Here is a 19,433-nt window from a genome sequence, read left to right as displayed (position 1 = left end):
GACGAGCCACCACGACCCGAGGCACCCTGGAGGGATGAGCAACGACGCGCCCGCCCGGCCGCTCCCCACCCCCGGAGCCGTCGGCGGCACGAGCCTCACCTCCCCGGACGACCTCGTCGAGGAGGCCGTCGCGCTGGCCCGGCGCTGGCTCGCCGCCAGCGAGGGAGCGGGCGACGCGCGCGCCCGCCGGACCGCCGAGCGGCTCGGCGCGCTCGTCTCCGACCCCACGGGCCTCGAGCTCGCGGTCCGGTTCGTCGACGACGTCGCGCGCCCCCAGGACGTGCACGTCGCCGCGCGGGCGCTCGGCCGCCTCGGCGAGCTCGCGGGCAGCGCGGGGTCGTTCCTCGGGCCGGTCGACCGGTCCCTCCTGCGCGTCGGGGCGGGCGTCGCGCCGGTGCTGCCGCGCGTCGTCGTGCCGGCCGCGCGCGTGCGCCTGCGCCAGCTCGTGGGCCACCTCGTGGCCGACGCCGGCCGCGGCCTCGGCCCGCACCTGGCCCGCACCCGCGCGGAGGGCTACGCGCTCAACGTCAACCTCCTCGGCGAGGCCGTGCTCGGCGAGGCCGAGGCGGACGCTCGCCTCGAGCGCACGCTCGCGCTCGTGCGGCGCCCCGACGTCGACTACGTGTCGGTCAAGGTGTCGTCCGTCGCGTCGCAGCTCGTCACGTGGGACCTCGACGGGTCGTGCGCCCGCGTCGTCGAGCGGCTGCTGCCGCTGTACCGGGCGGCGCGCGACCACGGCGTCTTCCTCAACCTCGACATGGAGGAGTACAAGGACCTCGCGCTCACGACCGCGGTCTTCCGCGAGATCCTCGCGCACGACGACCTGCACGACCTCGAGGCCGGGATCGTGCTCCAGGCGTACCTGCCCGACGCGCTCGGTGCGCTCGACGGGCTCACGCGCTTCGCGGCCGAGCGCGTCGCCGCCGGGGGAGCGCCGGTCAAGGTGCGCCTCGTCAAGGGCGCGAACCTCGCGATGGAGGCCGTCGAGGCCGAGCTGCACGGCTGGCCGCAGGCGCCCTACCCGACCAAGCCCGACGTCGACGCCAACTACGTCCGCCTCCTCGACCACGCCCTGCGCGCGCCGCGGACCGACGCCGTGCGCATCGGCGTCGCGAGCCACAACCTCTTCCACGTCGCGCTCGCCGTGCTCCTCGGCCGGGCCCGCGGCGTGAGCCACGCTCTCGACGTCGAGATGCTCCAGGGCATGGCCCCCGGCGAGGCGCGCGCCGTGCGCGACGAGGTCGCGGCCGACCGCGTCGAGAGCGGCCCGCGCGCCGGGCGCGGCGGGTGCGTCGTGCTGTACACGCCCGTCGTGCGCGACGAGGACTTCGACGTCGCGATCTCCTACCTCGTGCGCCGCCTCGAGGAGAACGCCGCCGAGCAGAACTTCCTGCACGCCATGTTCGCGCCCGACGGGTCGCCCGCGGGCAGCCCCATGGAGCGCCAGGAGGCCGCGTTCCGCGCGTCCGTGCGCCACGGGGTGCACTACGCCGAGACCGACGTCGCGCCGCGCCGCACGCCCCGGCCCGCCGTCGGCGGCGGGACCGGCGCCGGCTTCGCGAACGCCCCCGACACCGACCCCGCCGTCGCCGCCTCGCGGGACTGGGCCCGCCACGTCACCGGGACCGGCTCCGGGTACGTCCCCGTCCGCACGCCCGAGCTCACGACGACCGCCCAGGTGGACGACGCCGTCGCGACCGCCGTGCGCGCGACCGCCGCGTGGTCGCAGGTCGCCCCGGCGGCCCGCGCCGCCGCGCTGCGCGCCGTCGCCCGGCGCCTGGAGGAGGCGCGCACCGACCTCGTCGCCGCGATGGTGCACGAGCCGGGCAAGACCGTCGCCGAGGCCGACCCCGAGGTGAGCGAGGCCGTCGACTTCGCGCGCTACTACGCGCGCTCCGCCGAGGAGCTGGACCACGTGCCCGGTGCCCGGTTCGCGCCCGACGGCGTCACGCTCGTCACGCCGCCGTGGAACTTCCCCGTCGCGATCCCCGTGGGCGGGGTCCTCGCGGCGCTCGCGGCCGGGTCGGCCGTGCTCGCCAAGCCCGCGCCGCCGACGCCGCGCTGCCTCGAGGTCGCCGTCGAGGCGGTCCACGCGGGCCTGCGCGACGCGGTGGCCGCGGCGCCCGGTGACTTCGCGGGGCTGGACGCGGGCTCGGTGACCGAGGTCGTGCAGTACGTCCGCGTGCCCGACGACGAGCTCGGCACCCGCCTCGTCACGCACGACGACGTCGCGCGCGTCGTGCTCACGGGCTCGATCGAGACCGCGCAGCTCTTCGCGCGGTGGAAGCCGTCGCGGCCGGTGCTCGCCGAGACGTCGGGCAAGAACGCGCTCGTCGTCACGCCGTCGGCGGACCTCGACCTCGCGGTCGCGGACCTCGTGCGGTCGGCGTTCGGGCACGCGGGGCAGAAGTGCTCGGCCGCGTCGCTCGCGATCCTCGTCGGCTCGGCGGGCGACCCGCGGACGGAGACGGGCCGCCGGGTGCGGCGCCAGCTCGTGGACGCGGTGCGCTCGCTCGCCGTCGGTCCGGCGACGGACGTCGCGACGACCATGGGCCCGCTGACCGAGCCCGCGTCGGGCAAGCTGCTGCACGCCCTGACGACGCTCGAGCCGGGGGAGTCCTGGCTCGTGCGACCGCGGCTGCTGGACGGCGGGCCCGAGCTGGAGGGCCGCCTCTGGACGCCGGGTCTCAGGGAGGGCGTCGCGCCCGGGTCGCCGTTCCACCTCACCGAGTACTTCGGGCCGGTCCTCGGGATCATGACGGCCGCGACCCTCGACGAGGCGATCGCGCTGCAGAACGCGGTCCCGTTCGGCCTCACCGGCGGCATCCACAGCCTCGACGACGCCGAGGTCGAACGCTGGCTCGACGCCGTCCAGGTGGGCAACGCCTACGTCAACCGGCACATCACCGGCGCGATCGTGCAGCGGCAGTCGTTCGGCGGCTGGAAGCAGTCGGCCGTCGGGCCGGGCGCCAAGGCGGGCGGGCCGAACTACGTCGCGCAGCTCGGGCGCTGGAGCGACGCGCCCGACACCTCGACGAGCGCGTCGGCGTCGGGCACCGACGGCACGCACGACGCGGTGCCGCCCGCGCGCGAGACCGCGCCCGAGGCGTGGCTCGCGTGGGCGAAGGCCGACGACGTGCGCTGGTGGGAGCGGGAGTTCTCCGTGGGCCACGACCCCTCGGGCCTGCACGTCGAGGCGAACGTCTTCCGCTACCGCCCGTTCGACGTGCTCACCGTGCGCGTCGGCGCGGACGCGCTCCCCGTCGAGGTCGAGCGCGTCCTGCACGCCGCGCGCACCGCGGGCGTGCCGGCCGTCGTCGTGCCGAGCACGGGCGACGCCGCGGTGAGCGACGAGGAGTTCGCGCGCCGCGTCGCGTCGGGCGCCGTCCGGGGCCGGGTCCGCGTCGTCGGCTCCGCGCCGGGGCTGCACGAGGCCGCGGCCGAGCGCGTCGGCGAGGTCACGGTGCTCGACCACCCCGTCGTCGCGAGCGGGCGCCGCGAGCTGCTCACCGTGCTCCACGAGCAGGCCGTCAGCCGCACGACGCACCGGTACGGCCACGTGAAGCGCTGACCGCTCCCGGCGCGCGGGAGAGGCTCGGCCACCGCCGGGCCCCTCCCGCGACGACCGCGCGGCACCCCGGTCGCTACCGCGCGTCCGGCACCGGCGAGACGGTCACGGACGCCGCGTCGCGGTACGCGCGCAGGCGCTCCGCCTGCTCGGCGACGGCGTCGGCGAGCCCGGCGTCCCACGGGACCCAGGGGTCGGTGAGGACCGTGAGGCGACGGCCCGACGCGCGGGGCCGCCACGTGCCCACGACCTCGCCGCCCGCGAGCACGGCCCCGGGCCGGCCGAGGACCCGCCACAGGTCCTTGGCACGCGCCACGTCCGGGACGAGCGTCGCGCGGTCGCGCAGCTGCAGGAACAGGTCGTAGGTGCCCACGAGGCGCACGACCGGGGCGCCGGGCGCGGGTCGCGCGTCGCGCTCGCGCGCGGCGGCGCCCGTGACGCGACCGAGATCCTCGGCGAGCACCCAGCGCTCGGTCGGCCGCGGGCCGGGCTCGACGTCGGCGACCTCGACGCGGACCGCGTCGTCGGGCCACCGGTCCCGGACGTCCTTCACCGGGGCGTCGAGGAACGCGGCGACGTCCTGGACGCTGGCGGCGGGGAAGAAGCGCAGGTAGCCGCGGACGACGTCCAGGCGCGGCAGGGCGTCGCCGCCGAGGCGCCCGTAGAGCGGCGGCTCGAGGCCGGGGACGCGCCGCAGCACGGGCGGGGACGAGCCCGGTTCGAGCTCGAGCCCGGCCTGCAGGGCCGCGAGGCGGAACGTCTGCTCGTAGCTGTGGGTGGCGCCGCACGGCCCGCACCAGCGCAGGTGCGGCTCCGGGAGCCGCGCGGTGAGCCGCGTCGAGAGGTCGCCCTTGACGGTCGGGGTCTCGACGAGCTCGCGCTCGAGCCGCGCCTCGGTGCGCAGGGCGTCGAGCACGGCGACACCCGCCGCGCGGAGCGGTCGGCTCGCGTCGTAGACGCGCTTGGCGGCGTCGGCCTCGGAGAACGGCGCCGTCGCGGTCGCGACGTCGGCGAGGTCCGCGCGGCGGTAGACGTGCGGGGCGCCGCGCAGCGTCCACGCGAGCGCGAGGTCGGGCGGCAGGGTGCTGGGCGCGACGGGCGGGGCGCCCCGGACGGCGAGCGCCCACGCGGCGCCGTCGGACCCCGTGTCCTGGACGCCCAGGTCGAGGACGGCGACGTCCGTCACCGCGGCCGCCGCGCCCGGCGCCCGGTCGAGCTCGTGGGCGTGCCAGCGCGCGGCGAGGACGTCGGCCCGCGAGAGCGTGGCCACCACCGGTTCCGTGGACGGGTGCACGACGCCAGGTTACGAGCGACCGCCCACAGCGTCTCGGCCCCCCACGCCTCGGGTGCCGCGCGGCGCCGCGGACGGCGCGGGGTCAGACGGAGTCGCGCTCGACGAGCTCCGGCGCGAGGACCTGCGACGCGATCTCGTCGCCGCGGCCCCCCACGAGGTCGAGCAGGAGGTCGGTCGCGCCGCGCACCATCTCGACCATGGGGTTCTGGACCGTGGTGAGCGGGGGCGACGTCGTGGCGGCGGTGGCGAGGTTGTCGAAGCCGACGACGGACACGTCGCGCGGCACGTCGCGGCCGTGGGCCGCGAGCACGCGCAGCGCGCCCTCGGCCATGAGGTCGGACGCGACGAACAGGCCGTCGAGGTCCGGGTGCGCGGCGATGAGGCGCTCCATGGCCGCCGCGCCGCCCGCGACGGCGAAGTCGCCGATCTCGACCGCGTCGTCCGGCAGGCCGGCGTCGCGCAGCACCTCGCGGAACCCCGTGAGCCGGTCCACGCCCGCCGTCATGTCCTGCGGGCCGGCGATCGTCGCGATACGGCGCCGGCCCGCCTCGACGAGACGCCGCGCCGCGAGGCGGCCGCCCTCGACGTTGTCCACGTCGACGTACAGGAGGTCCGGCGTCGGGTGGAACGGCCGCCCCACGAACACGGCGGGCAGGCGCGCCGCGAGGAGCGCTTCTTCGAGGTCGTCGTCGCGGTGGTGCGACGCGACGATCGCGCCGTCGACGTGGCCGCTGCTGAGGTACCGCACGATGCGGCCCGGCTGCTCGTCGGGGCGCGCGAACAGCAGCACGAGCTGCAGGTCCGTGCCGCCGAGCGCGGCGCTCACGCCGCGCATCGTGCCCGCGAGGAACGGGTCGGTGAGGATGCGCTCGTCGGGCTCGGGGACCACGAGGGCGATCGAGTCCGTGCGGCGCGTCACGAGCGAGCGGGCGGCGCGGTTGGGCGTGTAGCCGAGCTGCGCGACGGCGGCGTCGACCGCCGCCTGCGCCTCGGGCGACACCCGCAGGCCGCCGTTGATGGCGCGCGACGCCGTCGAGCGCGAGACACCCGCCGTCTGGGCCACCTCGTCCAGGGTCGGCGCGGAGCGCAGGCTGTTCATCGGGACAGTATGGCGCGCGCGCTCCCCGGTCCGCACCGCCCCGCTCACCGTGTCCTCACCGTCGCCGTCACTCGGCCGGGGCGGCGTCCGCGACCGGCGTCTCGCGCGCCGGGATCGCGTTGTCGCGTGCGACCTGGGCGTACCAGGCGCCGCTCGCCTTGACGGTGCGCTCCTGCGTCTCGTAGTCGACGCGGACGATGCCGAAGCGCTTCGTGTAGCCGAGCGCCCACTCGAAGTTGTCCATGAGGGACCACGCGAAGTAGCCGCGCACGTCCGCCCCCGCGTCGATCGCGTCGCGCGTCGCGCGCAGGTGCGCGTCGAGGAACTCGAGCCGGTCCTGGTCGTCGACCGAGCCGTCCGGGCCCACCTGGTCCGGGTAGGCGGCGCCGTTCTCGGTGATGTACATCGCGACGCCGCGCGGGCCGGTGAAGTCGCGCTGCAGGCGCGTGAGGAGGCGCGTCAGCCCCTCGGGCTGGACCTCCCAGCCCATGTCCGTGCGCGGCAGGCCGCGGGAGTGGGCGTGCACACCGTCCGCGGCGGGGTAGGGGGACGACGTCGGGCGCACCGGCGCGGCGTCGGCCTCCTCGTCGCGGACGCCCTCGGGGCGCGTGCCCCCGCCGCCGTCGCTCCCGGTGCCGGGCGCCGTCGTCTGCGGGCGGGCCGAGACCGCCCCGCCGTTGTAGTAGTTGACCCCGAGCGTGTCGATCGGGGTGGAGATGATCTCGAGGTCCCCGTCCTTGACGTGGTCGAGCAGGCCGTAGGGCGCGACGTCCTCGAGGACGTCGGCCGGGTACTCGCCGTGGAAGACGGGGTCGAGGAAGATCCGGTTGAACTGGCCGTCGATCCGGCGCGCGGCGTCGACGTCGGCCGGGTCCTGGGGGTCGACCGGGTCGGACACCGTGAAGTTCAGCGTGAGCCCGAGGTTCGCCTCCGGCGCGCGCTCGCGCAGCGCCTGGACCGCGAGGCCGTGCCCGAGCAGCAGGTGGTGCGCGGCCGCGAGGCCGTCCTCGCGCGACTGCCGGCCGGGCGCGTGCACGCCCGCGGTGTAGCCGAGGAACGCGGAGCACCACGGCTCGTTGAGCGTCGTCCACACGCCGACGCGGTCGCCCAGCGCCTCGTGCATCGTCACCGCGTACTCGGCGAAGAGGTACGCCGTGTCGCGCGACGTCCAGCCGCCCTTGTCCTCGAGCGCCTGCGGGAGGTCCCAGTGGTACAGCGTGAGCCACGGCAGGACGTCCGCGGCGAGCAGCTCGTCGACGAGGCGGTCGTAGAACGCGAGCCCGGCGGGGTTGACCGCGCCGCCGTCGGGGCGCACGCGGGCCCACGACGTCGAGAACCGGTACGTCCCCAGGTTGAGGTCGCGCAGGAGCGCGACGTCCTCGCGGTACCGGTGGTAGTGGTCGCACGCGACCATGCCGTCGTCGCCGTTCACGACGGCGCCCGGCACGCGGGCGAACGCGTCCCACACGGAGTCCGTGCGTCCGTCGGTGTGCCCCGCGCCCTCGATCTGGAACGCGGCCGTCGCGGCGCCCCAGAGGAAGCCGGGGGGCATCTCGACGCGTCCGGTCGCGGTCGCCGGGTTCGGGGGGAGGGGCGCGGACGGGACGAAGCTGGTCATGGTCGATTGTCCTTCGAGAAGTCGCGGGATGGCACGCGGGCGGGCCGGTCGGGCCCGCCCGCGCGACGGTCGGCGCGCAGCACGGACCGCGCCCACCGGGCGGTGGGCGGGTCGTGCGGCGCGGGGCGTCGGGCGTCAGCCCTTGACGGCGCCCTGCATGATGCCCGCCACGAGCTGGCGGCCGGTGAAGATGAAGATGACGATGAGCGGCAGCGTGACGAGGAAGATCCCGGCCATGACGAGCGAGTAGTCGACGAAGAAGTTCGACTGCAGGGACCGCACCACGAGCGGCAGCGTCGGGTTGTTCTGGTTGAGCACGATGGACGGCCAGAAGAAGTTCGTCCACTGCTGCACGAACGTGAACAGGCCCAGCATCGCGGCGGCCGGGCGGGCCGCCGGCAGCGCGATGGACCAGAACGTGCGGATCATGGACGCGCCGTCGACCCGGGCCGCCTCGATGAGCTCGTACGGGAGCGCCTCGCCGAGGTACTGCGTCATCCAGAAGACGCCGAACGCCGTGACGAGCGCGGGCACGATGACGGCCTGGAGCTTGCCGATCCACCCGAGGTCCGACATGAGGATGTACATCGGGATGACGCCGAGCTGCGTGGGCACCGCCATCGTCGCGATGACGAACACGAGCAGCGGGCCGCGGCCGCGGAACCGGAGCTTCGCGAACGAGAAGCCGGCGAGCGTCGAGAACAGCACGACCGAGAGGGACGTGAGCACCGCGACGACCACGGAGTTCCAGGCGGCCTTCCAGAAGTTGATCGCGTCCGAGCTCATGACGTCGGCGAACCGGTCGAACAGGCTCGCGTCGGGCAGGAGCTGGGGCAGCGCGCTGCGCGAGATCTCCTCGGGCGTCGAGGAGCCGAGGATCAGCGTGAAGTACAGCGGGAACACCGAGATGAGCAGGACGATCCCGAGGATGGTGTACGTGACCCAGCGCGGGCGGCGCTGCGTGCCGCCGACGTTCTTCCCGGCGCTCCGGCGGCGGGACGCGGCGCGGGCCGCGCCCGGGCCGGCGGTCTGGGCGATGACGGGGACGGAGCTCATCGCTTCCTCCGGTCGGTCGGGCTGGCGGCGGTCGGGACGGACGCCTCGGTCCCCGCGGCGGAACGCTGCGCGGACATGGCGTCCTCGGCGCGCAGGCGCTTGCGCGCCTCGTGGCGGCGACGCACCCAGCGTGGCGGGCGCGGCTGCGCGTTCGACGTGGCGATCCGCCGGGTGACGAGGAAGTTGACGATGCCCACGAGGATGATGAGCAGGAACAGCAGCCACGCGACGGCGGCCGCACGGCCGAAGTTCTTCTGGTTGCCCCACGCGACGTCGTAGAGGTAGAGCACGGTCGTCATCCACTGCCGGTCGGCGCCGCCGAGGCCCTGCGCGTCGAACATGCGCGGCTCGTCGAAGATCTGCAGGCCGCCGATCGTCGACGTGATGACGACGAAGATGATCGTGGCGCGGATCTGGGGGACGGTCACGGAGAAGAACTGGCGCACGCGCCCGGCGCCGTCGATGATCGCGGCCTCGTAGAGCTCGCGCGGCACGGCCTGCATCGCGGCGAGGAAGATCAGCGCGTTGTAGCCGGTCCAGCGGAAGTTCACCATCGACGCGATGGCGACGTGGCTCGCGAGGGCGTCGGCGTGCCAGCGGATCGGGTCGACGCCGACGAGGCTGAGCAGCTCGTTGATGAGCCCGTACTGGTCGGCGAACAGGCGGCCGAAGATCATCGAGACCGCGACGGGCGCGACGACGTACGGCAGCAGGACGCCCATGCGCCAGAACGTCGCGGCGCGCAGGTTCTGGTCGAGCAGGGCCGCGATCGCGATCGCGGCGACGACCTGCGGCACGGACGAGAGCACGAAGATCGAGACGGTGTTGCGCAGGGACTTCCAGAACGTCGGCTGCGCGAGGACGTCCGTGTAGTTCTGGAGACCGACGAAGTCGCCCTGGCCGCCGAGCAGGTTCCAGTCGTAGACCGACACCACGGCGGTGTACACGAGCGGGAAGAGTCCCGTGATCGCGAACAGGATGAAGAAGGGCGAGATGTAGAGGTAGGGCGAGACCTTGACGTCCCAGCGGCTGAGGCGCTGGGAGAAGCCGACGCGGCGCGGCGTGCGCGGCGGCGGCCCGCTGAGCCCCGGCGAGGGCTGGGTGGGCGTGAGGACGGCCATGTGGGATTCCTGGGCTGCTCGGTGGCGCTGGGTGGCTGCGGGTGCGGGGCGTCGTCCGCGGGCGGACGCGCGCGGGGCCGGGGGCGGCAGATCGTGCCGCCCCCGGCCCCGTCAGGTCACAGGCCCAGGTCCTGGAAGGACTGGAGCGTCTTCTGCCACGAGGAGGCGGCGTCGTCCGTCTTCTCGACGTCCACGCGCTTGATGCCGTCCTGGACGGTCGTGTGGATCGAGAAGTAGTTCGCGCCCTTGAACGGCGCGCTGTCGATCGCGAGCGCACGGTTGACGAAGATCGTGCCGACCGGGGCGTCGTTGAAGAAGTCGTTCGTGAAGGACTGCACGGCGTCGGACTCCTGCGCCTCGAGCTGCGACGGGAACGTGCCCGCGTTCTCGAAGGCCGTCGTCTGCTGCGCCGGGTCGGTCAGCCACGCGGCGAGCTCCTTGGCCGCCTCGGCGTTCGGGCCGGAGGCCGGCACCGTGAGGAACGAGCCGCCCCAGTTGAGGCCGCCGCCGGGGAAGACGTCCGCGACGTTCCAGCCGGTGACGCCGCCCGAGCGCTCCTCGACCGGGCCGGTCATCCACGCGGGGCAGATCATCGTCGCGAAGCCGTCGTTCTGGAACGCGGCGTCCCAGTCGCCCGACCACTGCTCGAGGCCGGCGGAGAGCTCGTTCGTCGTCGACTGCTCGAGCACCGTGTCGTAGATGTCGATGATCGGCTGGTTGGACGCGAGGTCCTTGGGCGTGCCGTCGGACTCCTCGTAGGCGTTGTCGATCTGGTTGACCATCGCCTGCGAGATGGACATCGCGGAGTCGTACCAGGCCGCGTCGCTCGCGGCGACGAAGGTCTTGCCCGCGGCGAAGTAGTCGTCCCACGTGGCGTCCTCGCCACCGAGGAGCTCCGCCACGCCTGCCGGGTCGCTCGGGAGGCCCGCAGCCTCGAAGAGGTCCTGGCGGTAGCAGATCGCGCTCGGGCCGATGTCGGTGCCGTAGCCGATGAGCTTGCCGTCGGTCGTCGTCGCCTGCTGGACCTTCCAGTCCACCCAGCGGCCGTCGAGCGACGAGTCGGTGAGGTCGGTGAAGAGGTCGGGGTACTGCATGAGCTCCGGGAGCCAGTCGACCTCGATGGCCTCGATGTCCGCGAGGCCCTCGCCGCCGGCGGCGAGCTTCGTGGTGAGGTTGGTCCGCGCGTCCTCGGACTTGGCGGCCTTCGTCTGCTTGACGGTCACGTTCGGGTGCTCCGCGGTGTACGCGGCGAGGAGCTCGTCCGTGTAGCCGAAGTCGTTGAACGTCGCGACGGTGAGCGTGATCTTGTCTCCGTCGCCGGAGCCCGTCGCGTCGTCGTCCGAGCCGGAGCCGCTCGAGCACGCGGTCAGGGTGAGGGTGATGGCCGCGAGGCCTGCGACGGCGGTGATCGCCTTGCGGGGCCGGCGGGTCGTACGGGTGCTGCTCAGCACGGTGACTCCCTTGTCGGTGGGGCGGGGTCGTGGCAGCGCTCCCACCACCAATGTGGTAGCGCTTCCACACAACGGCCTGATCGTGCGTTCCCGCCCGAACCCGTGTCAAGCCTGGGTCGGGTCCGCACGGGTGTGGTCGCGCTCCCACCGACGTATCGCCGCAGGTCAGGGCGTTACGGCGACCTACCAGTTGGTCGGGTTCTGTGGAAATCGTTACCGGTTCGAGACCGGTCGCCGGGCCGGCGTCGCCGGGTCGCCGATCAGGTCGGGCCGGGCGCCGCTCGGTCGGTGGTCAGCGCGACAGCCACGCGAGACCGGCGGACTCCTCGGCGGCGAGCGCCGTCCGCACGGCCTCCGCCGCGGCCTGCTCGATCGCCCCGCCGAAGAGCGGCACGTTGGCCTTGACCTCGCCGTCGTAGCGCTCGACCGTGCCGTCCCCCTCCGGGGAGAGCGTCACGGTGCCCGTGAGCCGCACCGGTGCGCCCGTGATCTCGAGCGACACCGTGCCCGACCGCTCGCCGTCGCGCTCCGGCTCCCAGGCCTCCGCCTGCCGGATCTCGAGACGACCCCCGACGAACGAGCGGACGTGCGCCGGGATCTGGTCCGTGGGCAGCGTCCGTCGCACCGTGACGGTGAACCCCTCGTCCGGCCCGCCGGTGACGTCCACCTGCTCGACGTGTGCGCCCTCGCCGCCCGAGCGGGCGGCGCGCCAGCGGACGAACTCCTCGTCCGCGAGCATCGCCCCGACGGCGTGGACGGGGGCGGGGTAGCGGAGCTCGACGCTCAGGTGCACGGGACCTCCTCGGGCCCTGCGCCGGCCCGTGACGGACCGGCCGACGGGACGGCTGACGGTTCGGGCGACCGCGCACGCGGGCGCTGAGGGGACTCTACCGGTCGCGCCCCTCTACGCTGGGGTCCGTGTCTGCCATGAGTGACCTCATCTCCCGCCACGCCGACCTCAGCCCGGCGGACAACGAGTGGTTGCACCTGCTCGTGGGCGACTGGCAGGTGATCTCCGACCTCGCGTTCGCCGACCTCGTGCTGTGGCTGCCCACGAGCGACGGCAACTTCGTCGCCGTCTCCCAGTGCCGGCCGTCGACGGGCGCGACCGTCCACTACGACGACATCGTCGGGTCGTTCGCCCCGGAGGGCCAGCGCCCGCAGCTCGAGCGCGCGCTCACCGAGGTGCGGTCGCAGCGCTCGCGCGAGCCACGCTGGTTCGGCGCGTACGCCGTGCGCGAGGAGGCCATCCCGGTCCTGCACTCCGGGAAGGCGATCGCCGTCGTCGCGCGGCAGACCAACCTCGGGAGCGGGCGCACGCCCAGCCGCCTCGAGCTCAACTACGTCGAGGCCGCGGACGACCTCATCGCGATGATCTCGCGCGGGGAGTTCCCCTTCCCGAACGCCGCGACCGGTCCGCGTCGCGGCGCGCCGCGCGTCGGCGACGGCCTCATCCGGCTGAACTCCGAGGGCGAGGTCCTCTACGCGAGCCCCAACGCGCTGAGCTGCTTCCACCGCCTGGGGGTCATCGGCCCGCTCGTCGGGCGGTCGCTCGCCGAGGTGACGGCCGACCTCATCGAGCACCAGACCCCCGTGGACGAGTCGCTCCCGCTCGTCGTCATGGGCCGCGCGCCCTGGCGCACCGAGATCGAGGCGCAGCGCGTCGCGCTGTCGCTGCGCGCGCTCCCGCTCACCGAGTCCGGCCAGCGCATCGGCGCCGTCCTGCTGTGCCGCGACGTCTCGGAGCTGCGCCGCCGGGAGCGCGAGCTCATCACCAAGGACGCGACGATCCGCGAGATCCACCACCGCGTGAAGAACAACCTCCAGACCGTCGCGGCGCTCCTGCGGCTCCAGGCCCGGCGCATGGACGTCCCCGAGGCGCGCGCGGCGCTGGAGGAGGCGATGCGCCGCGTCGCGACGATCGCGCTCGTGCACGAGAGCCTGTCGCAGACGCTCGACGAGGAGGTGGAGTTCGACGACATGGTCGGTCGCGCGCTGCGCCTCGCGGCCGACGTCGCCTCCGCCGACACGAGCGTGCGCACCGTCCGCACGGGGAGCTTCGGGCTCGTGCCCGCGGAGGACGCGACCCCCCTCGCGCTCATCCTCACCGAGCTCGTCACGAACGCCGTCGAGCACGGCCTCGCGAAGCAGGAGACCGGCACGGTCGAGGTCGCGGTCGAGCGCGACGGCTCGGCCCTGCGGATCGTCGTGTCGGACGACGGTGTCGGCATGCCCGACGGCGACGTCGCCCGGGCGGGCAAGGCCGCCAAGAGCGGCCTGGGGTCGCAGATCGTGCAGACCCTCGTGACGAACGAGCTCGGCGGCACCATCGAGTGGTCGCCGCGGCCCGGCGGGGGCACCCAGGTCGTGCTCGCGCTCGTGCTGCGCGACGGCAACCGCCAGGGCTGACCGGCCGGCACGGCGGCGGCCGCCGCGCGGAGGCGCGCACGGCACGGGTCGCGGAGCGGAGGCACCGCACGACGACGGGCCGCCACCCCGGAGGGTGACGGCCCGTCGTGCTGCTCGACGCCCGGAGGCGGAGCGGCGTGTCAGCCGGCGCGGCGTGCGCGCGCGGTGCGGCGCTTGAGGGCGCGGCGCTCGTCCTCGGAGAGACCGCCCCAGACGCCGGCGTCCTGGCCGGACTCGATGGCCCACTTGAGGCACGTGTCGACGACGTCGCAGCGGCGGCAGACGGCCTTCGCCTCCTCGATCTGGAGGAGCGCAGGGCCGGTGTTCCCGATGGGGAAGAACAGCTCGGGGTCTTCGTCGAGGCAGGCTGCGCGGTGGCGCCAGTCCATGTTCGTCGTCTCCTTCGGGCAGAGGGGAGCCTGGTCGCGAGGTGATGACTCGTCGCTGGGCGACCCGGCAGGGGGCTGCCCGGGCCAAGGGCTCGAGGCGGGGGGTGATTGATGCTTGAACCAGGTTCACACCTCGTGAAGCACAGCACAAGGGGTTACGAGAAAGTTTCCGTCGCATGAATCGTGAGGCCTTCGTCACACGGGTGTGAAGCCGCAGGTCGGCGCGTACGCTGGGTGATCGTGCCCTCCCGCGAGCCCTCCGGAACCCCGCCCGAGCCCCGCCCGACGCCCCCGGGACCGTCGTCCGACGGGGGGTCGCGGCCGCCCGCGCTGACGGCGCTCGTCGCCGGGGTCGGCATCGAGATCGCCGCGCTCGCGGTGGGCGCCGTGCTGATCCTCGTCGAGCTCCTCCGCGGTGGTTCGCAGTCGTTCGGGGTGAGCGTCTTCCTCGTCGTCTTCGCCCTCGGCGTGGGGGCCGTGCTCGCCGCGAGCGTGCGCGGGCTGCTGCGCGGGCAGCGCTGGGCGCGGTCGCCCGTCGCGACCTGGCAGATCCTCCAGGGGGTCGTCGCGGTCAGCTCGCTCCAGGTGGGCGTGACCCCGTGGGTCGTCGTCGCGCTCGTGCTCGCCGTCGTGGTGCTCGTCCTCCTCATGCTGCGTCCCGTCGTCGAGGCGACCACGCGCGACGTCCGCCCGGCTGCCTGACTCCCGGCGCGCTGCTCGATTCCGGCGCGCACGCCTGCGGCCCGGCCTGTTCGCCTGACGGCCCCGGAGGACCGGCCCTGCCCCCGCCGTGGCCGACGCTGCGCCGGGCGCGGCTCTCGTCCGTCACGGGCGGGCGACCTGGAGCGGCGCCAGCCACGCGCCCTGGACCAGCACCCCTCGGCCCGGTCGGGGTCGGCCGGGTTCGGTGAGCCACTCCAGCCCGTGCCCGAACACCTCGGCGCTCCCGCGTTCCCGCGGCGCGAGGACGATCCCGCTGCGCGCCCCGCGCAGGTCCGCGAGCGGACCGCGCAACGCCGAGGCCGCGGCGCCCGTGGTCGCCGACGCGAGCAGCACGAGCCCGTCCCGGCACAGCGCCGCGAGCCGGTCGGCCTCCAGCACGCAGAGCTGGGTCAGCACGTCCAGGTCGTCGACCACCACGACCCGCGGCGCCGTCGCCCTGCTCGGGAACGTCGCAGCGCCCTGACCTGCCTCCAGCGTGTCGAGGAGGCGCGCGACGTCCGCCGGCGTGTACCGCCGCACGACGATCGCCCCGTTCCGGTTCCCGTTTCCGTTCCCGTTCCGGATCCCGTTCCCGCTCTGGTTCCCGTTGCTGCTGCCGCTCGCTCTCCAGTCGGTCGTCCCGCTCCCGTCCCGGTTGCCATGGCTGTTGCTGCTCGCCCTCCCGTCTTTCCTGCCGTTCCCGCTCCTGGCCCGGCCGGTGGTGCGCGCGGTGCGCCCGGGGGCAGGCATCGCCGCGCCCGCCAGCGCGCCGTCGCGGCTCACGACCGCGCGGAGCGAGCCGGTGGCGGCCGCGTGCCGGGCGAGCAGCGCGAGCGTGCTCGTGCGGCCGCTCCCGGGCGGCCCGACGACGAGCGCGCCCCGCGCGACGTCCATCCACAGCGTCCGGCCGTCGTCGCCGCCCCGGCCGACCGCGACGTCCGCGGCGCCTCGACCGACCGGGTCGCAGGTGGGTCTCGGGCCGGGCGCGACGTCCGTGCCGTCTCGGTCAGTCGAGGCGACCGCGAGGCCGGGGTCCGTCACGACGAGGACGGTGCCCGCGTCGATCCCGCCCGGCGCGTGCCCGGCCACGTCGAGATCGGCGGTCCCGACGTCGTCGGGCAGCGGGTGCAGCCGGAACGCGCCCCGCAGGGGCGGCGCCGGGCGCCGTGCTCGTCCTCGCGCGACGGTCGGTGGCAGCACGACCTGGCACACGAGCGGGTCGCCCGGCCCGAGCCACACCGCCCGGCCGGGCGGTCCGCCTTGCCCGGCGAGCGCTGCTGGCACGCCCAGCGACACGTCGTCGTGGCGGTCGCGCGAGGCCAGCACCGCTCTGACGCCGACGAGCGACGCCAGGCCGCCGACCGTCGGCCCGCTCGCGCTCACGGCGACCGCCGTGGGGGAGTCGGCGAGCACGTCCGCGAGGGCGTCGGCGCCGGCTCCGCCCGCGACGCCGGCGAGCACGCCCCGCACGGCCTCGACGTCGTCCACGAGGAGGAGGGTGCGTCCGGTCGTGCGGTCGAGCCCCGCGGGTCGGGACTGACCGTCGTCGTGACCGGCTAGGAGCCGGAGGAGGCGGACGACACGGCGCGGGTCGCTCCGGTCCACGACCGTGCCGGTGCCGGGGTGCGCCGCGAGGTCCGCGAGCCCCGACCCGATCGCGTGGACCGCCCAGCCGCGGTCGAGCGCAGCCAGCCCGACGGTGCGCAGGGCCGTGGTGCGGCCCGACCGGGGCCGGCCCTGGACCGCGAGATGACCGTCGCGCGGGTCCCAGCGGACCACCGTGCGGCGCTGTAGGGCCGGCAGGTCACCGAGCGCGACGGGCAGCGCGCGGTCGTCGGAGCGCACCGCCTCGCCGTCGATCCCGTCGGTCCCGTCGGTCCCGTCGGTCCCGTCGGTCCCGTCGGTCCCGTCGATCCCGTCCACCCCGTCGACCCCGGCGAGCTCGCCGGGTCCGACGCGAGCGGGCAGGGCGGGGAGCCACGGCGCGGGGTGGGGGCGCAGTCCCGAGCGCGCCGCGACCTCGTGCGCCGCCGCGACGAGGAGCGGCAGGTGGTCGTCCGAGGAGCCCGGCGCAGGCCCGCCCGGGCCGCGTCCAGCGCCCCACGGGTCCGCGAGCCGCACGCGCGCCTCCGGCAGGGCGAGCGGCCCGCCGGCTCGTGCGCACTGCACGGCCACCGGTGGCTCGGCGCCGCGGCGCAGGACCAGGCGCCCGGGCGTCGATGCCGGGACGCGGGCCGCGTGCGGCGAGTCGACGACGTCGCGCGAGTCGGCGACGTCCACGACCCGGAGCGCGATCCGCAGCGTGACGTTCGCCCGCACGTCGGCGCTGACGGCGCCTGCGGGCCGCTGCGTCGCGAGGACCAGGTGCACGCCGAGCGACCGGCCCTGCGCGGCAACACGCAGCAGCCCGGGCACGAGGTCGGGCAGGTCGTCGGCGAGCGCGCGGAACTCGTCCACCACGACCACGAGCCGCGCGAGCCGTCCCCGGGGGAGGGCGTCGATGCTCGCGACCTCCGCCGCGGCGAGGATCCGCTCGCGCCGGTGCAGCTCGGCCCGGAGCCCGGCCAGCGCCCGTCCCGCGAGCCCCGGGTCGAGGTCGGTCACCTGGCCCACGACGTGCGGCAGCCGGCCGCACGCCCCGAAGCTCGCGCCACCCTTGAAGTCGACGAGCGCGAACGACAGCTCGTCGGGCGAGCGTCCGAGCGCGAGCCCGGCGACCAGGGACTGCAGGAGCTCGGACTTCCCGGCGCCCGTCGTGCCGGCGACGAGCGCGTGCGGCCCCTCGCGGACGAGGTCGACGGCGACGGGCGCGCCCCCGGGCCCGACGCCGAGCACGGTCCGCAGACCGTGCCCGTCCCGGCGGGCCGCGTCCTGCCAGCGCTCGGCGACCCACGTCGCGAGCCGGTCCGGCGCTCGCGGTGCGCCCAGCAGGGGACCGAGCGCGACCGCCGACGGCAGCGACCGCGCCGTGGGGTCGCCCGGGTCGGGCTCACCCGCACGGTCCCCGTCCCCGGTGCCCAGCCGGCCGAGGTGCTCGGCCGCGGCGAGCCGCCGCGCGAGGCCGAGCGCCCACCCGGCGCTCACGCCGACGTGCTCGCGCGGCGTCCGGGCGCCGTCGGGACCCGTGACGACGGCGACGGCTCCCGAGACGTCGACGAGCGTCCGGCACCACGCCGGGACCTGCGCCCGGTCCCCGAGCACCAGCAGCACGTCCGTGCCCACGGGTGCGCACCGCTCCCACGCCCGGGCGAGCTCGCCCGCAGGCACCGGGCCGTCGACGACGACGAGGCCGGGCGGGTCGGCGGCGGCCACGGCGTCGAGCGTCCGGACGGCGCGGGCGTGCGGCAGCCAGCGGCACCACGACCACGCGGTCGCGTCCTGCGCCGCGGGCCGCACCGTCAGTGGCGCCCCCGAGGCGAGTACCTCCACGAGCAGGGCCCGGGCCGCGGCGAGCGCGACGTCCCGGGGCCCGACGACGGCCACGCACCCGTCCGGCAGCCGGACCCGCGACGGGCTCGTCCCACCCGACGCCGCGAGCGACGCCCCGCCACCGGTCGCGCCCACGGACCCGCCCGACGTCGTGCCGACCGTCGTTCCCGGCGCCGCCCCTGACGACCCGGCGTGCGCCGAGGGAGCGCCCGCCGCCCCCGCCCCCGCTGCTCCCGTCCGCGCCAGGTCGGCGCCCGGGGCGAGCCGGGCGATCGTCGCCCAGAGCAGGACGTCGGCGGGCCGGGGGCCCAGCGGGTCCACCGGCACGGTGCCGGGGGCGGTGCCGACGTCCGCCGCGGCCTCGGACGGCGCGGCGCGCTGCGCGACGCGGCGGCGGCGCGCCTCGGCGATCGCGGGACCGAGGACCGCGAGCGGCCCCACGAGCGCGAGCAGCGCGAGGAGCGGCTGGCGCAGCGCCACCGCGAGCCCGACCGACGCGACGGCCGGCACGAGCGCGGTCGCGAGCTGCGCCGTCCCGAGGCGGCCGGCCTCGGTGGGACGGTCCGGACCCACGGCCGGTCCCGACCGGGGACCGTGCACGAGCGCGGGCCGCGCGCGCAGGGCGTACGCGCCGTCGGGCGTCACCAGGGCGCGGCCGACGCGCCAGCGCACCGCGCGCCACGAGCCCACCCGCCGACCGGCCCGGGCCGGGCGCGTACGAAGGACGGCAGCGTCGTCGGGCACTCGGCGCGTGCCGCGCGGAACGCGGACCCGCACCCGGGGCCCGCGCCGCGTGGTGCGCCAGCGGACGTCGAGCCGGTCGACGCGGGTGCGTCCCCGGTCGCCGTGCCCGACGGCGACGAGCCGCCCGGCGTCCGGGCCGCCCAGGACCGCGACGTGCCGGGGCGCCGCGAGCACGTCCTCGGGCACCGGCCCGTCGTCGCGACTGCGCGGGTCCGACCCCGCCCGCACGACCGTGACCGTCGCCCCGGGGAGCAGCGGGCGCGTGCCGCAGCGCTGGTCGTCGTCGACGGGGACGCCGTCCACGGCGAGCGGTGCCGTGCGCAGCTCGGGGCGGCACCCGAGGTCGGCGAGAGCGGGTCGCGCGTCGCCCAGGCGCGTGCCCGCGGCGAGCAGGACGTCCGTGCCCGGGTGGACCGTCACGCGCACCCACACCCCGCCGTCGGACGGGGGCGCGGGAGTGCCGCCCGGCGGTGCACCGGGAGCGAGGGGCGGGGCGGGGGAGAGCACCCGGCGATCGTGCCCGACGGCGGTCCGCGCGGGCCGGGCACGACCG

At 75.9% G+C, this 19,433-nt stretch carries 12 protein-coding genes; 3 read left to right on the top strand and 9 right to left on the bottom strand.

From position 1 onward, the window contains the following. Positions 1 to 34: 34 nt before the first annotated feature. Positions 35 to 3,571, top strand: coding sequence for a bifunctional proline dehydrogenase/L-glutamate gamma-semialdehyde dehydrogenase (locus ACI769_RS11530; RefSeq protein ID WP_409141610.1), 3,537 nt, complete (start codon positions 35 to 37; stop codon positions 3,569 to 3,571). Positions 3,572 to 3,644: 73 nt separating this feature from the next. Here ACI769_RS11530 and ACI769_RS11525 read toward each other — a convergent pair whose 3' ends face one another. From ACI769_RS11525 to ACI769_RS11495, 7 genes are all read right to left on the bottom strand, one after another. Then, complete coding sequence (locus ACI769_RS11525; RefSeq protein ID WP_409141609.1) at positions 3,645 to 4,862, bottom strand: DNA glycosylase AlkZ-like family protein; 1,218 nt, start codon at positions 4,860 to 4,862, stop codon at positions 3,645 to 3,647. Between the two features lie 82 nt (positions 4,863 to 4,944). Continuing rightward, a complete protein-coding gene (locus ACI769_RS11520) occupies positions 4,945 to 5,961 on the bottom strand; it encodes a LacI family DNA-binding transcriptional regulator (protein WP_144722733.1) in 1,017 nt (338 codons plus the stop codon). A 67-nt stretch (positions 5,962 to 6,028) separates the two neighbouring features. Then, complete coding sequence (locus ACI769_RS11515; RefSeq protein WP_163188318.1) at positions 6,029 to 7,579, bottom strand: glycoside hydrolase family 1 protein; 1,551 nt, start codon at positions 7,577 to 7,579, stop codon at positions 6,029 to 6,031. 135 nt (positions 7,580 to 7,714) lie between these two features. Then, on the bottom strand, positions 7,715 to 8,635 hold the full coding sequence (locus ACI769_RS11510; protein ID WP_034651858.1) for a carbohydrate ABC transporter permease: 921 nt from the start codon (positions 8,633 to 8,635) through the stop codon (positions 7,715 to 7,717). Continuing rightward, positions 8,632 to 9,756 (bottom strand): carbohydrate ABC transporter permease, encoded by a 1,125-nt coding sequence (locus ACI769_RS11505; protein ID WP_409141608.1) that lies wholly within the window; start codon positions 9,754 to 9,756, stop codon positions 8,632 to 8,634. The genes ACI769_RS11510 and ACI769_RS11505 overlap by 4 nt, the downstream gene beginning before the upstream one ends. A 116-nt stretch (positions 9,757 to 9,872) precedes the next feature. Then, entirely contained in the window at positions 9,873 to 11,207 is a 1,335-nt protein-coding gene (locus ACI769_RS11500) for an ABC transporter substrate-binding protein (protein WP_043653372.1), read from the bottom strand. A gap of 292 nt (positions 11,208 to 11,499) precedes the next feature. Continuing rightward, positions 11,500 to 12,000: a DUF2505 domain-containing protein gene (locus ACI769_RS11495; RefSeq protein ID WP_021481970.1), complete on the bottom strand. Its 501-nt coding sequence runs from the start codon at positions 11,998 to 12,000 to the stop codon at positions 11,500 to 11,502. A gap of 134 nt (positions 12,001 to 12,134) precedes the next feature. Between ACI769_RS11495 and ACI769_RS11490 the strand changes: the two genes are divergently transcribed. Then, complete coding sequence (locus ACI769_RS11490; RefSeq protein ID WP_085387501.1) at positions 12,135 to 13,616, top strand: sensor histidine kinase; 1,482 nt, start codon at positions 12,135 to 12,137, stop codon at positions 13,614 to 13,616. A gap of 140 nt (positions 13,617 to 13,756) precedes the next feature. On the opposite strand, the gene ACI769_RS11485 is transcribed toward ACI769_RS11490, so the two are convergent. Continuing rightward, the gene (locus ACI769_RS11485) at positions 13,757 to 14,005 is read right to left on the bottom strand and encodes a WhiB family transcriptional regulator (protein ID WP_021481972.1); all 249 of its coding nucleotides are present in this window, start codon (positions 14,003 to 14,005) and stop codon (positions 13,757 to 13,759) included. A 240-nt stretch (positions 14,006 to 14,245) separates the two neighbouring features. Between ACI769_RS11485 and ACI769_RS11480 the strand changes: the two genes are divergently transcribed. Further along, on the top strand, positions 14,246 to 14,707 hold the full coding sequence (locus ACI769_RS11480) for a hypothetical protein (protein ID WP_228485038.1): 462 nt from the start codon (positions 14,246 to 14,248) through the stop codon (positions 14,705 to 14,707). Positions 14,708 to 14,830: 123 nt separating this feature from the next. Here ACI769_RS11480 and ACI769_RS11475 read toward each other — a convergent pair whose 3' ends face one another. Next, on the bottom strand, positions 14,831 to 19,387 hold the full coding sequence (locus ACI769_RS11475) for an FtsK/SpoIIIE domain-containing protein (RefSeq protein ID WP_409141607.1): 4,557 nt from the start codon (positions 19,385 to 19,387) through the stop codon (positions 14,831 to 14,833). Positions 19,388 to 19,433: the final 46 nt, after the last annotated feature.

Origin of the sequence: Cellulosimicrobium sp. RS (assembly GCF_046159675.1) — a bacterium.
Taxonomy (GTDB): domain Bacteria; phylum Actinomycetota; class Actinomycetes; order Actinomycetales; family Cellulomonadaceae; genus Cellulosimicrobium; species Cellulosimicrobium funkei.
Note: the sequence above shows the minus strand (reverse complement) of the source record. Positions and strands in the feature narration are given on the sequence as shown.